The 13,532-nt window shown below is 66.5% G+C and carries 12 protein-coding genes, 1 tRNA gene and 1 pseudogene; 11 read left to right on the plus strand and 3 right to left on the minus strand.

Translation table 11 applies throughout. The annotated features are described in order from the left end of the window. Positions 1-237: 237 nt before the first annotated feature. Complete coding sequence (locus tag VE172_RS11170) at positions 238-1,272, minus strand: beta family protein (protein ID WP_324801265.1); 1,035 nt, start codon at positions 1,270-1,272, stop codon at positions 238-240. 971 nt (positions 1,273-2,243) lie between these two features. Here VE172_RS11170 and VE172_RS25700 point away from each other — a divergent pair. Next, positions 2,244-2,450: pseudogene (locus VE172_RS25700) on the plus strand (transposase); the annotation flags it as partial. A gap of 527 nt (positions 2,451-2,977) precedes the next feature. Further along, positions 2,978-3,259 (plus strand): hypothetical protein, encoded by a 282-nt coding sequence (locus tag VE172_RS11180; RefSeq protein WP_324801269.1) that lies wholly within the window; start codon positions 2,978-2,980, stop codon positions 3,257-3,259. 92 nt (positions 3,260-3,351) lie between these two features. Here VE172_RS11180 and VE172_RS11185 read toward each other — a convergent pair whose 3' ends face one another. Both VE172_RS11185 and VE172_RS11190 read right to left on the minus strand, forming a co-directional pair. Next, on the minus strand, positions 3,352-4,026 hold the full coding sequence (locus VE172_RS11185) for an SMI1/KNR4 family protein (RefSeq protein ID WP_324801272.1): 675 nt from the start codon (positions 4,024-4,026) through the stop codon (positions 3,352-3,354). A 165-nt stretch (positions 4,027-4,191) separates the two neighbouring features. Next, positions 4,192-4,263, minus strand: a tRNA-Val gene (locus VE172_RS11190). Positions 4,264-4,361: 98 nt separating this feature from the next. On the opposite strand from VE172_RS11190, the gene VE172_RS11195 reads away from it, so the two are divergent. The 9 genes from VE172_RS11195 (at position 4,362) to VE172_RS11235 (ending at position 13,428) form a co-directional block, all read left to right on the plus strand. Next, positions 4,362-4,958, plus strand: coding sequence for a TetR/AcrR family transcriptional regulator (locus tag VE172_RS11195; protein WP_324801275.1), 597 nt, complete (start codon positions 4,362-4,364; stop codon positions 4,956-4,958). 197 nt (positions 4,959-5,155) lie between these two features. Then, entirely contained in the window at positions 5,156-5,896 is a 741-nt protein-coding gene (locus VE172_RS11200; protein ID WP_349258341.1) for a TrmH family RNA methyltransferase, read from the plus strand. Positions 5,897-6,133: 237 nt separating this feature from the next. Beyond that, positions 6,134-8,515: a sensor histidine kinase gene (locus VE172_RS11205; RefSeq protein WP_324801281.1), complete on the plus strand. Its 2,382-nt coding sequence runs from the start codon at positions 6,134-6,136 to the stop codon at positions 8,513-8,515. Then, positions 8,512-8,922: a roadblock/LC7 domain-containing protein gene (locus VE172_RS11210; protein ID WP_324801285.1), complete on the plus strand. Its 411-nt coding sequence runs from the start codon at positions 8,512-8,514 to the stop codon at positions 8,920-8,922. The genes VE172_RS11205 and VE172_RS11210 overlap by 4 nt, the downstream gene beginning before the upstream one ends. Positions 8,923-8,978: 56 nt before the next feature. Continuing rightward, positions 8,979-10,163, plus strand: coding sequence for an ABC transporter substrate-binding protein (locus VE172_RS11215; RefSeq protein ID WP_324801288.1), 1,185 nt, complete (start codon positions 8,979-8,981; stop codon positions 10,161-10,163). 10 nt (positions 10,164-10,173) lie between these two features. Then, positions 10,174-11,040 carry a branched-chain amino acid ABC transporter permease gene (locus VE172_RS11220; protein ID WP_324801292.1) on the plus strand — a complete coding sequence of 289 codons (867 nt, stop codon included), beginning with the start codon at positions 10,174-10,176 and terminating at the stop codon, positions 11,038-11,040. After that, positions 11,037-12,014 carry a branched-chain amino acid ABC transporter permease gene (locus tag VE172_RS11225; RefSeq protein WP_324801296.1) on the plus strand — a complete coding sequence of 326 codons (978 nt, stop codon included), beginning with the start codon at positions 11,037-11,039 and terminating at the stop codon, positions 12,012-12,014. Before VE172_RS11220 ends, VE172_RS11225 begins: the two co-directional genes overlap by 4 nt. After that, positions 12,011-12,733, plus strand: coding sequence for an ABC transporter ATP-binding protein (locus VE172_RS11230; RefSeq protein WP_324801298.1), 723 nt, complete (start codon positions 12,011-12,013; stop codon positions 12,731-12,733). The genes VE172_RS11225 and VE172_RS11230 overlap by 4 nt, the downstream gene beginning before the upstream one ends. Before the next feature lie 5 nt (positions 12,734-12,738). After that, positions 12,739-13,428 carry an ABC transporter ATP-binding protein gene (locus VE172_RS11235; protein WP_349258342.1) on the plus strand — a complete coding sequence of 230 codons (690 nt, stop codon included), beginning with the start codon at positions 12,739-12,741 and terminating at the stop codon, positions 13,426-13,428. Positions 13,429-13,532: the final 104 nt, after the last annotated feature.

Below are 13,532 nucleotides of genomic sequence, written 5' to 3' on the forward strand. Positions count from 1 at the left end.
TCATCGCACGAGATGACGTTGACGGCGTCACACTCCGGCGGTGCCGCAAAGCCCGCAAGAATTCGCAGGTTGACGCAGGTTCGCTTGTACAGCTTCTGTGGCGCGACGAGGCATTGTCCATTCTCACGCGTTATGGCATAGATGCAGGCGTTCGTACGAAGCCTAGAGCTGCGCTTTGGAAACGGCTTGCACTAGCGCTCGAACTTGACCAGCTTCGAGTCGAGGTCCGTGAAACGCTTATGGCACGCCGTAGTTGGCGAGAGCGTCCAAGACAACATGAAAGTGCCGAGACATTGCAGCCTTCAGGTGCGTTGTCGGGTTTCCTGGCCCGTCGGCTCCAGTAGCGACATCTTCGATGTAGCGATCGCCCGCACTGAAATTACGTCCAGCAAAATAAGGAGCAGCAGCTACATTGCGGGCCAGCTGGACATACTGAGGGCTTGGGTTGTTCTTTGTTACCGCGCGGTGGACTAGCCATTCTTCCCGAAGCGCATACCGGATATTGGGGATTGGGCTCCACGGCACGTCAGCGTAGGTAGGAACTCCGACCGCGTAATCGCTGTATGTCAGAAGTCGTTCCGACCAACGCGTCACCAGCAATCTGAAAGCTGCCGCGTCTGAGCGAGGAATCGCCCCCACAGTCGACTGCTCCACGTGGGTAGCAATCGATTTGGGAAACCCGGAAAACGCTGCAACGACATTGCGCCAGGACATGAGGTGTGGCAGGACCGCCAGGGCTGCTATGACCGCTCCAGATTGGGCGGCGGCCCCGCCGTCAACAAGTCCAGCGTCAATCACCAGATCGCAATCGGTCACAGCGCAGCCACAACGAATCAGCACCCGCTTGATGGCCGCAAGTACGTCGGCGTGGCTCCTTCCCAGCACCTCCTCACAGTCAATCCGAAGCACCATTCCACGGCGGTCCTCGGTGATCAACTGTCGCGCTCCGAGACACGCCTCTTCTGCCTCATCGAGTGTTACAACAGGTACCACCGCAGAACCAGCCGTTCGAAGCGAGTCGAACATGTCGACGACTCGCTCGGCCCATTTTTGGGCTTCCATGCCCGAACGGTTGATTGGCTGGACCCATGCAACGTGTGCCACGAGCGGCCAAGCCCGGGCAATCCCCGACACTTTCACAGGATCAACGACCTCAAGCAACGGAATGAAGTAATCGGCCCGGGTCTCACGAACTGCGTGAAGTTCCGCCTGCTTCGCCTTCAATATGGCCACATAGGATGGACGGTGTATGGATGTATTGGGAGCAACCATCCCTCGAGTCAAACATGTGACAACATAGAGAACTGTCAATAACTAGCTTGCGTGGGCCTGGAATCTGAGGTTTGCGGTGCGTTGTGTAGTGCGAGGCCAGATAGTTGCATGTGCAACACCTGAACGGTGGCCTGGTTCTGAGGTAGCAGCCAGGTTTGGAGGGAGACGCGTACGACTCATCATTTGGGTGAGCTCGTATGCGGGCGCGAAATGCCGTTGGAAGCAGCTAGCGCAGCGTTGCAAACGGGAAGTCTAGGTTCGTGCCCAAACTACCGTCCGCCATACGATCGCGTCGATGTCGAGCTCACCACAGGTCCTTGCCTCGCGCAAACAGCTTGTGATCTTGTGGCTACTGGATGGAAAGTAGTTCTTAGCGTCACTAACTCGAACACAAGACCCCAACCACCGCCAGGGGGGAGCGCGAGCAGCGAAGCCCCTGCGACACCGCCCGACGGGCGGCAAAATAACGAGAGCGAAACGACTTGGCCCCACCAAGCACACTCCACCCTCGACCGAGTGGTCCTTAGCAGTGCTTATTCGAACTCAAAACCTCAGGTCACAGCCTTGGTGGATCGGTTCATGAGCCCCAAGAATCAGACATCTAGGGACAGTGACCCCTGTGATCACTACGTCTGCGGACGCCACCAAACCCGCCCGCCCCGCGCCGTCAAAGACCGCCTCGAACCCGGCGCCCTCGATGAGATCGTGTCGAGGTTCGCCGATGGTTCCCGACAGGTCGACCTAGCGGCGGAGTACGACATCAGCCTGTCGACGGTGAAGCGTATCTTGCGGCGTTTCCGGATTGATGTAACGCTCAATCGAAGCCCCGCCGAGTTGGCGCACGCTGACCAACAGGCATAACGCCACATCCCTGACGCAACGGCGTTACTGGCCCAGCGCCCACGGCACTGTCCCCACCGGGGTCACACCAAGGCCCTTAAACAGACAGTCCCCTCAGTACGGATCGTCGTTGGGCGCGTTTGCGGCGTGTGCTGCCGCAAGCACCACGGATGGGGTGCCCGGTGGTGCGGTGTCGGCGGATGCTGTTGGAAGCCATGTGCTGGCGTGTTCGGGTGGGGGTGGCGTGGCGGGATCTTCCGGCCGAGTTCGGCCCTGGTCGACGGTGTACTGCCTGTTTCGGTCGTGGCAGCGGGCCTGGACCTGGCGACGGATCTTGACGGCGTTGCAGGCGATGGCCGTGGTGTCGGCGCCGATCGTGTGGGATGTGAGCGTGGATTCCACCGTCGTGCGGGCTCATCAACACGCCGCTGGGGCCCGAGCCTGCGGGAAGAACCCGCAGGAGCCTGTCGATCACGGGCTCGGTCGCTCCCGCGGTGGCTGGTCCACCACGATCCACCTTGCCTGTGACCAGCGTCAACGACCCTTTTCGGTTCTGGTCACCGTTGGTCAAGGCGCCGACAATCCCCGCATGATCGAGGTGCTGGACGACAAGGCGTACTCCAGCCGAGCCAACCGGGTCCGCGAAGGTTCACAAGGCGGCCGACCACCATCCTTTCGACCGCACGATCTACAAACAACGCCACGCCGTGGAATGCGGCATCAACCGCTTGAAGCAATACCGCGCCACCGCCACCCGGTACGACAAACTCGCCGTGTCCTATCAAGCCACCATCCACATCGCCTGCATCCTCACCCGGCTGGACTAACCTCACATACACGCTCTAGCCGAAAGGACTGAGTTTGAGTGAGTTCGAAGACGCCTACATTGGTGGCGATGTATGACATCGGGCATTGGGAACCATTGCGAGTGGCCGAGTTCAGGCTGTCGGCCGATGGTACCGCTTCCCTCACCATCCTTGAGCCTGGCTGCGGACACCTTGCCCAGACGTGGTTCGACCGAGGAGTGGAGATACTCGGCGAGGCGCGATATGTAAAACCAGAAGACGGCGCAAACTTTATGCGAGCGCTGCTACAGAGGTTCAATATGAGCTACACGTTTCTCTCCGGCGAGAGTGATAGAGCTTGATGGAAGCGATGAAGGCGACCGGTTCCACGAGCTCGAACCGCTGGTGACCCTTCAGATGCCGATCACCGCACCGACGCCAGCCGGCTGAATAGCTACTTGAAGCGGGCGTACAGCGCGTTGAAGAAGTGTTCCTCGGGATCACCGAACCACGGGTGAGTTTTCTCGCCCTCGCTCGTACTGCTGGTGATCTGCGACGCCTGCCAAACTCCGGATAGGACCTCCTCCAGCAGTATGCTCATCAGGCGAGTGAAATCCGGTGCACACAGAAAATGCCGTTCTTCGTCGCGGCCGAAATTGATGATCTGACCAGTCGTACCTGTTGGGCCCGGGTCGAGGTCGAGCCCAATGTAGTCGTCGCTTATCGGATCCGACCACAGAGGAATCCATCCCGGCGAGGTGTATAGCGGCTTGATCATTCCCTCGGCGCCCGGGAACACCCCGCCCATCTGCTGAAGGTCCTCGATGTCGGAACCACGACGAATCTCGGACCAGGATTCGTGGTGCTCGCGGATCTCAGTCGTGGACAGGAAATTCAACGTAGGGATGCACGGCACCCCATGTCCAGAGTTCGGCCCGGTGGTGATCGTCTTCTGCCCATTGCGGATGGCCAAGACGCCCTTCACCTCGGCGGGGAGGATGTATCCGATAGCCGCATCCAGCGCTTGCAACTCGGCCGAGTCGGCAGGCGGTGCAAGGTTCTCGTACGCGAACGGAACATTGATACGAAGCCACGAAACGTAGTCGACGAAGATGTCTGCTGCGGTCATCGTCCCGATCCTAGACCGATTCAATCGGAGGCTTCACAGACATCACAAACAGACCCTAGTGGACTCTGCCCGATAGGACAACACATCTCAAACCATGCGCCGATCCCGTGACACAACACCAGTACCGCGACACAAGAGACACCACAACACTAAAATCCGAATTTGTGGTCGATACTGGGATCGAACCAGTGACCCCTCGCGTGTGAAGCGAGTGCTCTCCCGCTGAGCTAATCGACCGCGGTGCGGGCATTAATGTACCCGACGGGTGGTGGGGGGTTGGGGAGGGGTGGCCAACTGGGGGGTTGGGTTGGGGAGGGGTCATTAGACTGGCGGATATGTCGCGTAATCCCGAAGTTACTCGGTCGAAGATCCTTGAGGCGGCCCGGAAGGAGTTCGCCGAGCGGGGGTTGGCCGGGGCGCGGGTGGATCGGATCGCGGGGTCGGCCGGGGTGAACAAGGAGCGGTTGTACGCGAACTTCGGGAACAAGGAGCGGCTGTACGACACCGTGATGGAGATGGAGCTGCGGCGGGTGCGGGAGACGACGCCGTTGTTGCTGGACGCCGGCGAGGGGGTGGGGGAGTTCGTGCGGCGGGTGTTCGAGATCAATCGGCGTGATCCGAGTTTGGTGAGGATCCTGATGTGGGAGGCCATGTCCTATGAGGAGCGCGGGTTGATGGGGGACGGGTCGCGGCGGGAGTTCTACCGGGAGCGGGTGGCCGGGATTCAGGAGAAGCTGGGGATCGCGGATCGGGATCGGGCCGCGATGGTCTACTTCGTTTTGGTGGGGTTGGCGCTGTGGTCGACGGCGATGCCGAACCTCGCGCACCTGATGACCGACGGGGCGATGGATACCGAGGACGGGCTGGGGCGGCTCGAAGAGTATATTGTGGAGCTTTCGGAACGGTTGGTACCCAAAGGGTCCGGGGCCTGATGGGAAAGTTGTGGGCGCGGCGGGTTTGTCGTGCCCACGGGCGGGGGGTCGGGGCGTCATACTGACCGTGGGTTCCAGGGCAGTAGGTGCGCCCTGGAACCCGCCTGCTGGGGTGGGGCGCGGACAATGTCCGGGTGGCTGAGTTGATCACGGATGCGCGGGACGAGCGGCTGTCGGACTATCGGTGCCTGACCGACATGGCGTTGCGGACCCGGTTCGAGCCGCCGCACGGGTTGTTCATCGCCGAGGGCGTGCGGGTGGTGGAGCGGGCGCTGCGTGCGGGGTACCGGATGCGGTCGTTGTTGGTGGAGGCGAAGCGGGTGCCGCAGGTGGCGGCGATCGACACCGGCGGGGCGCCGCTGTTGGCGGCCGAGGCGGACGTGCTGGAGTCGGTGACCGGGTTCCATGTCCACCGCGGGGTCTTGGCGTCGTTTCACCGGGCGCCGACGTCCGGGTTGGGGGAGTTGTTGGCCGCGGCGCGGCGGTTGGTGGTGTTGGAGGACGTCAACAACCACACCAACATCGGCGCGGTGTTTCGGGGAGCCGCGGGTCTGGGCATCGACGGGGTGGTGTTGTCGCCGACGTGCGCCGATCCCTTGTACCGCAGGAGTATCCGGGTGAGCATGGGGGAGGTGTTCGCGCTGCCGTACGCGTTCGCTCCAGTGTGGCCGGACGGCCTGGACGAGGTGCGGGCCGCGGGGTTCACGGTGGCGGCGCTGACCCCGGCGCCGGACGCCGTGCCGATCCAGGAGCTCGGGCCCGCGCGGCGGGCGCGGGTGGCGCTGTTGTTGGGCGCCGAGGGGCCGGGCCTGAGCCCGGCGGCGGTCGCGGCAAGCGATGTGCGGGTTCGGATTCCGATGCGGCGCGGGGTGGACTCGTTGAACGTGGCGGCGGCCGCGGCGGTGGCGTGTTGGGAACTGGGACGTCTCGATCCGTGAATTGGTGACGTAACGTCCGAACCGGGCATGTGACGTTACGGGGAGTCGCCGTTGGTCTTCGGTCCGATATCACTGCGGGTAAATGTGGGAGGTCGGGTCATACGGATGTCGATTGATCATGTATGTTCGGTCACCGAAATTACCCCCTTGGTCACGTCCCCCTGAGGAAACGTCGATGTCCCACTTCGAGTGTCCGTTCACGGCGGTGACGTTGAGCCGATTGAGGCGGCGGTCGCAATGCGCATAACCAAGAAGCTTGGTCTGCTGGTGGCGGTGCCGCTGGTGGCAGTGGTGTCGTTCGCGGCGCTGGCGGTGTCCCTTTCGGGCGGACAGGCCGCCCGGGCCGGCCACCTGAGATCGCTAGTGGACACCTCCGCGAAGGCGGGCGAGCTGGTGCAGAAGCTTCGCACCGAACGGGCCGGCGCCCTGGTCGCCATGTCGGCCAATCCCGGCAGCTCCGTCGACGACTACATTCAGGACGTCGACCACACCGACCAGGAGGTGGCGGCGTTTCGCGCCTCCCGCAAGGCACTCGGCGCCGAATCCGGGGCCGCCGGAGACCTGTTGGACGGCATCGACGCGCAGCTCGACGGGCTGGGAACCCTGCGCAAGTCGGTGCAGGCCCAGGATCAGACGGCCACGGCGGTCAGCTTCGTGTACCGCATCGCCATCGCCGATCTGTTGTCCTTCAGGGATTCGGTCCCGCAGGCCGGGGGAGCACCGTCCGATCTGGCCGATCGGCTGCAGGCGGCCAACGCGCTGTCCCGCGCCGCCGAGTACATCGGCCTGGAGGAGGTCGCCGTGCTCAAGGCCGCGGACGGGGAGCCGCTCACCGCGGCGTCGCAGCAGGAGATCACCGCGGCGGGCACCGGCTACACCGAGGCGATGCTGACCTTCAACCGCCTCGCGAAGACCAAATGGACACAGTGGTTCGACAAGGCCCAGACCGGCAGCGATATGGTTGCCGCCCAAAAGATGGAACGCGCGGTCCAGCAGCTGTCTCCGGGAGACACACTGGACATCGACCCGTCCGACTGGACCCGCCTGATGGGCGTGCGGGCCAACGCGATGCTGGAGGTGGGTTCCAAGATCGACGCCGATGTCGGCGCGGATGTCACCTCCTATTGGAAAGAACAGCTCCAGCTGACGTGGCTCGAGTCGCTGGGCGTGGCGGCGGCGGTGGCCGTGGCCATCGTCCTGGCGATCCTGCTGGGCCGCCCCGTCGTTCGCGGTCTGCGCCGACTGCGGGACGTCGCGCACCAGGTGGCCACCAGGGACCTACCCGAGGCGGTCGCCCAGCTGGACAACCACGAGGTCCTCGGTGAGCTGACCCCCGAGCAGTTCGCCGACGGCATGAAGGCCCCGGTCGAGGTCACCGGCAAGGACGAGCTGGCCGAGGTGGGCCACGCGTTCAACGAGGTGCACCGCGAGGCCGTCCGGGTCGCGGCCCAGCAGGCCCTGCTGCGCCTGCACATCGCCGCGATCTTCGTCAACCTCGCCCGACGCGGCCACCTGCTGGCCGGGCGCCTCACCTCCGCCATCGACGAGGCCGAGAGCCGCGAGCTGGATCCCGAGCGCCTGGAGCGACTGTTCACACTGGACCACCTGGTGACGCTCCTGGGTCGCTCCAACGACTCCCTGCTGGTGCTGGGCGGTACGTCCCCGGCGAAGGTGCGCACCAGCGACGAGCCGCTGCGCGACGTCCTGACCGCCGCGCAGAGCCAGATCGAGCAGTACGCCCGGGTGGAAATGATGTCCGTCGACGGCGGATTCGCGGTGCGCGCGGTCGTGGTGGACGACGTCGTGAAGCTCCTGGCGGAGCTGATGGACAACGCCGCCCGCTACTCCCAGTCGCCGGTGCGGGTCGACGCCCACAAACTGGCCGACCGGCTGATCATCCAGATCGGCGACTCCGGAATCGGCATCGAACCCTCCAAACTGGACGCGATCAACTCCCGCCTCGCCACCCGGCCCCCGCTGGACCTGGAGGCGGTGCGCTCCATGGGTCTGACCGTGGTCGGACACATCGCCTCGCGGCTGGGCATCATCGTGCAGCTGCGCAACGGCCACCCCGGAGGCACCCTCGCCGAGATCACCCTGCCCGGCGCGCTGCTGACCGCCGAGACCGTCGGGGCCGAGTCGAAGCCCGCGCGCGGCAAGCAACCCGGCGCGCGCCCCGTGCCCCGGCTCTTCCGGGAGGACGCGGGAAGCCAGGCCAGCGCGCGGCAGGAGGACCTCCCCGCGGCGCCGGTCGCCACCGTGGACGATTCCGGGCTGGTGCCCGTGATCTACTTTGATCGCCGAAAGATCAACGGTGTCACAGGAGAACACGCCATTGTGAAACAACGCCCCCGCAACCCCTTCGAGGACGGCTGGCTGGCGGCAGCCGAGGCGTCCAGCATGGACGCCCCCGATCCCGACGCGGACACCGGTCTGCCGCGCCGCACCCCCGGCGAGCGGTTGGTGCCCGGCGGAGAGACGCCCGACAAGGCGCCGACCCCCCGCGTCGAGTCGTACCGCGATCCGCATTCGGTGGGCGCTACGTACTCTGCATACGCCCGGGGACGTCCCTCCTCCCCGGCATCGCCCCCATCCGACCAACCGAAAGCCGCGCCATGAACGATCTCGATCTGGACTTCCTGTTGGACGATTTCGTCGATCGCGTACCCCATGTGACGCATGTGATCGCCGTGTCCTCAGACGGACTGTTGGTGGCCCGCAACGGGCGGCTTGACGTCGCCGACGCCGATCGCCTGGCGGCCATCGCCTCGGGCATGGTCAGCCTGCTCAACGGGGCGGCGCGGTCCCTGGAGGCCGACCCCGTGGTGTCCAACCTGACCGAGATGCACGGGGGCTACATGTTTTCCATGGCCGTGTCCAGCGGGGCCAGCCTGCTCGCACTGGCCTCGCACGGGTGCGACATCGGCCAGGTGGGGCACGAACTCGCCGAGCTCATCAACAAGGTCGGACCCGCCCTGACCCCGCGCAACCGCAACGGCATGTTCCCGCCGCCGCGGCAGACCTGAGGCCGCGGTCGTCGCGGCCATCGTTCGACAATCGTGTTTGTGAAAAGGAGCTGAAGATGCGTTCACCACTATGGAAGCTCGGCGCGGCGGCCGTGGCCGTCGGGGTGATGGCGGTGACGATGACCGGCTGCGCCGGGAGCGGAGCCAGCGCCGATACCGTCAATATCGGTTGGGAATACCCGAAGTCCGGGACGTTTCAGGCCCTGGGCATCGACATGGAGAACGGCTTCAATCTTTATCTGAAGACGCACCACAACAAGCTGGGCGGACGCAACGTCAAGCTGGTCCCCGCTGACGAGACCGACAAGCCCGACGAGTCGCTGAAGCAGGCGCAGCGCCTGGTGGAGAAGGAGAACGTGCAGGCGCTGGCCGGGATCATGAACTCCGCGGCGTTGGTGGCGATCGACCCGTACGCCCAGGAGAACAAGATCCCGATCGTGTCGTCGGGCGGTCGTCCGGATCTCAAGCCCAAGCAGCTGGACGGCGTGTGGCACACCGGTTCCATCAACGAACACGGCGGCGAGGCCGCCGCGCCGTACATCAAGAAGCAAGTGGACGGACCCGTGTACGCCATGGGCGCCGACTACGCCGGCGGCTGGCCGAAGGTGAAGGGCTTCACGAAGCAGTTCCAGAAGCTGGGCGGCAAGCTGGCCAACGCCGACGGCAAGCCGGAATGGACGTCGTTCCCGAAGGCCCCGGACTTCCAGCCGTACATGAACAAGATCGCCGACTCCGGCGCCAAGGCGATCTTCGCCTTCTACTCCGGCACCCAGGCCATCGACTTCATCAAGGCGTGGGCGTCGTCGGACGCGGCGGACATCCCGCTGTACGGCCCGAACCTCACCGAGGGCTCGCTGCTGAAGGCCGAGGGCAAGTCCGCCAAGGGCATCTACACCCCGGCCAACTACTCCGCCGACCTGGACAACTCGGCCAACCGCGACTTCGTGTCGAAATGGACGGCCGACAACCGGCCGGGCCTGCCCGACCTGTACGCCGCCACCGCCTGGGACGCCGCGCAGGTGCTGGACAAGGCGATCAAGGCGATCCCGGCCGGCGAGGAGGTCACCGGCGAGAAGATCAACAAGCAGATCTCCAAACTCGGCGAGATCTCCAGCCCCCGAGGGGACTGGCAGTTCGATTCCAAGACCCACGCGCCGATCCAACCCTGGTACATGCGAGTGGTGAAAATGGACGGCAACAAACTGTCCAATGTGAAGATCGCCGACCTGGAGACTCTGTAGAGACCACGCGATGGACGCCTATCTGCTCAACGTCGTCAACGGCGTCGCCTACGGACTGCTGCTGTTCACCGTCGCGGCCGGGCTGACGCTGGCGTTGGGCGTCGCCGACGTCCTCAACCTCGCCCACGGCAGCCTGTATGTCGTGGGCGGGTACGTCGCGTGGGCGTTCACCGACGGGGGTTGGGGCGGCTTCGTCCTGGCCCTGCTGGTGGCCGTCGCGGTGGGCGCGCTGCTGGGCGCCGGGCTCTCGGCGGCCGTGGCGCCGCTGTCGAAGCGCGGCCATCTTCCGCAGGCGCTGTTGACGTTCGGCATCTCGCTGCTGTTGATACAGGCGCTGGTGGCCATGTTCGGGGCCGACGACCTGAGCCCCGCCATGCCCGCGGCGCTGGACGGCGACGTCTCGCTGATGGGGCACCGCTATCCGGGCTACCGCCTGGCCTTCATCGGCATCGCCGTGGTGCTGGCGGTCGCGGGCTGGATGATCATGTCCCGCACCAGGGTCGGCGCCCGGGTGCGCGCCATTGTGGACGACCGCGACATGGTGGCGTGTCTCGGAACCAACCCGCGGCTGGTGATGGTGGGGGTGCTGGCCGCCTCCGGTGCCCTCGCGGGGCTCGCCGGCGCCCTCGGCTCGCCGATCTTCGGCCCCGGCCCCACCCGCGCCCACGACATCATGATCACCTCGCTGGTGATCGTGGTGCTCGGCGGCCTGGGCTCCATCCCCGGTGCCTTCGTCGCCGCGCTCGTCGTCGGGCAGATCGAGGGCCTCGGCCCGCTGATCGCCGGGGACTGGACGTCCTATCTGGTGCTCGGCGCGATGGCCGTGGTCCTGGTGGTGCGCGGGCCCCGCAGGCTCGGGCTGGCGGCCGCCCGATGATCGCCCGGCTGTCGCGCTGGTGGCCGGTGATCCTGTTGGCGGTGCTGGCCGCGATCCCGTTCACGGTGGACACCTGGACGGTGGGAACCCTGTCGCGCACCCTCGCCGTGGGCGTGCTGGCGATCAGCGTCGCGCTGCTCACCGGCATCGCCGGGCTGCCCACCCTGGGCCAGGTCGCCCCGTACGCCGTCGGCGCCTATCTCACCGTCGCGCTGGCCGCGGCGGGCTTTTCCGTGGGCCCCATGCAATTGCTGCTGGCCGCGGCGGCCGGGGCCGTGTTCAACGCCGCGATCGGCGCCGCCGTGATCCGCACCCGCGGCGCCGCCTTCCTCATGGTGACCCTGGCGGTCTGCGGGCTCACCGAGGAGGTCGCTCAACAGTGGACGTCGGTCACCGGCGGCAGCGACGGCACCGGCTGGATGCCCGCCTTCACGCTGTGGTGGGGCGGGGCGGACGTCACCGACAAGTCCACCGTGTACTGGTACGCCCTGGCAGTGACCGCGATCGCCGCCGCCGCCATGATCGCGTTGAATCGCTCCACCGCCGGCACCCTGGTGCGGGCCGCCCGCGACGACGAGCTGCGGATGCGCGCCAGCGGCCACCGGGTCGGGGTCCTGTTGTGGGGCACCTACACCGTCGCCGGGGCCGTGGCGGGACTGGCCGGGGGCCTGCTCGCCGAGGTGGTGCGCTTCGTGTCACCCAGCGATGTGGACCTGAGCGCCTCGGCGCTGGTCCTGCTGGCCGTCGTCATCGGCGGCACCAGCTCCATAGTGGGCGCCGTGCTCGGCGCCGCCGTGCTGCTGGTGATGCAGGACCAGATCATCACCGCGCTGGGGGACGCCGCGCAGGGGCAGGCGCCCGTGGTGCTGGGCGCCGTCGCCGTGGCGTGTGTCTACCTGCTTCCCAAGGGGCTCAGCGGTCTGCGCGAACACCTCCCGCGCCGCCGGCGATCGCGGCGCCAGGAGGCGGCATGACGACGCTGTTGTCCGCCAAGGGATTGACCCGCAGCTACGGAAAGCTGCGGGCCGTCGACGGCATCGACTGGGAGGTGCGCCGCGGGCAGCGCCACGCCCTGATCGGGTGCAACGGGGCGGGAAAGTCCACCATGCTGCATCTGTTGGCGGGCACGATTCGCGCCGACGCCGGGACCATCACCTTCGACGGGCGCGACATCACGCGCGCCCCGGCCGCCAGGCGCGCCCGCCTCGGCATCTCCCGCACCTTCCAGACCCCCGCGCTGTTCGACACGCTGTCGGGGCTGGACAATCTGATCGTCGGCGCGCTGCCCCACGTGCGCCGGCGCACCACGGCCCGCGAGCGCGCCGAGCGGCAGCTGGAGGCGCTCGGCCTCGGCGATTGCGCATCCATCATCGCCGGGAATCTCTCCCACGGACGGCGGCGGCTGCTGGAGATCGCGCTGGCGCTGGTGTCCGAGCCGACGGTGCTGCTGCTGGACGAGCCCGCCGCCGGCCTCACCGAGGCCGACCTGGAGCGGCTCCTGCACTGCCTGGACAACCTGCCGGCCGAGCTGTCGGTCGTGTTGGTGGAACACCACCAGGACGTGGTCACCGCCGTCGCCGACATCGTGACCGTGCTCCACGAGGGACGGATACTGACCGCGGGCAAGCCCGACGAGGTCGCCAGCCACCCCGACGTCATCGAGGTCTATCTGGGCGCGGCGGTGGAGCCATGACCGGCCTGTTGACGGTGTCGGAGCTGAGCGCGGGCTACCACGGCGGGACCGTGCTGTCCGGCGTGTCGCTCGAGGTCGCCGAGGGCCGGGTGCACGCCGTCGTCGGGCACAACGGGGCGGGAAAGTCCACATTGCTGTCCACGATCGCCGGGCTGCTGCCCGCGTCGGCGGGGCGCGTCGACCTGGACGGGCGCGACGTCACGCGCGCCGCCACGCATCGCCGCGCCCGCCTCGGCATCGGCTATGTGCCGCAGGGGCGCCGGGTGTTCGCGTCGATCACGGTGGAGGAGCACCTGGCGATCGCGCACCGCAAGGGCGCGCGGTGGACGCCGCGGTCCGTGGTGGAGATGCTGCCGCGCCTGGGACAGCGGGCCAAACACCGCGGCGCCCAGCTGTCCGGGGGAGAACAGCAGATGCTGGCCATCGCGCGGGCCCTGGTGACCGGGCCCCGTCTGTTGCTTTTGGACGAACCCACCGAGGGTCTGGCCCCCACCATCGTCACTCAGATCCGCCACACCATCGCCGAGCTCGCCAGGTCGGGCATGACGATCCTGTTGACGGCGCCGCAACTGGAGTGGCCGTTGGCGATCGCCGATCACATCAGCGTGCTGTCGGCCGGGCGCGTCACCACCGACTCCACAGGCGACGCCGCCCGGGCCGAGCCGGAGCGACTGCGGGAGTCACTGAGCCTGTGAGGTTCACGTCGCGGTGAGCGCGGCGTGGAGGTCGCGCAGCCGCCCCTGGTCGTCGACGACGCGGCGCGCGGCCAGCCAGGCCGCCCCGGCGGCCCCGTCGCGCG

The sequence above is a fragment of the Stackebrandtia sp. genome, from assembly GCF_035643755.1.
In the GTDB taxonomy this organism is placed as follows: Bacteria; Actinomycetota; Actinomycetes; order Mycobacteriales; family Micromonosporaceae; genus Stackebrandtia.

Bases quoted from the DNA above. Each gene is read 5' to 3' on its own strand.
- VE172_RS11170 (WP_324801265.1), bottom strand. From the start codon at position 1,272: ATGGTTGCTCCCAATACATCCATACACCGTCCATCCTATGTGGCCATA.
- VE172_RS11185 (WP_324801272.1), bottom strand. From the start codon at position 4,026: ATGACCGCAGCAGACATCTTCGTCGACTACGTTTCGTGGCTTCGTATC.
- VE172_RS11195 (WP_324801275.1), top strand. From the start codon at position 4,362: ATGTCGCGTAATCCCGAAGTTACTCGGTCGAAGATCCTTGAGGCGGCC.
- VE172_RS11200 (WP_349258341.1), top strand. From the start codon at position 5,156: ATGGCGTTGCGGACCCGGTTCGAGCCGCCGCACGGGTTGTTCATCGCC.
- VE172_RS11205 (WP_324801281.1), top strand. From the start codon at position 6,134: ATGCGCATAACCAAGAAGCTTGGTCTGCTGGTGGCGGTGCCGCTGGTG.
- VE172_RS11210 (WP_324801285.1), top strand. From the start codon at position 8,512: ATGAACGATCTCGATCTGGACTTCCTGTTGGACGATTTCGTCGATCGC.
- VE172_RS11215 (WP_324801288.1), top strand. From the start codon at position 8,979: ATGCGTTCACCACTATGGAAGCTCGGCGCGGCGGCCGTGGCCGTCGGG.
- VE172_RS11220 (WP_324801292.1), top strand. From the start codon at position 10,174: ATGGACGCCTATCTGCTCAACGTCGTCAACGGCGTCGCCTACGGACTG.
- VE172_RS11225 (WP_324801296.1), top strand. From the start codon at position 11,037: ATGATCGCCCGGCTGTCGCGCTGGTGGCCGGTGATCCTGTTGGCGGTG.
- VE172_RS11230 (WP_324801298.1), top strand. From the start codon at position 12,011: ATGACGACGCTGTTGTCCGCCAAGGGATTGACCCGCAGCTACGGAAAG.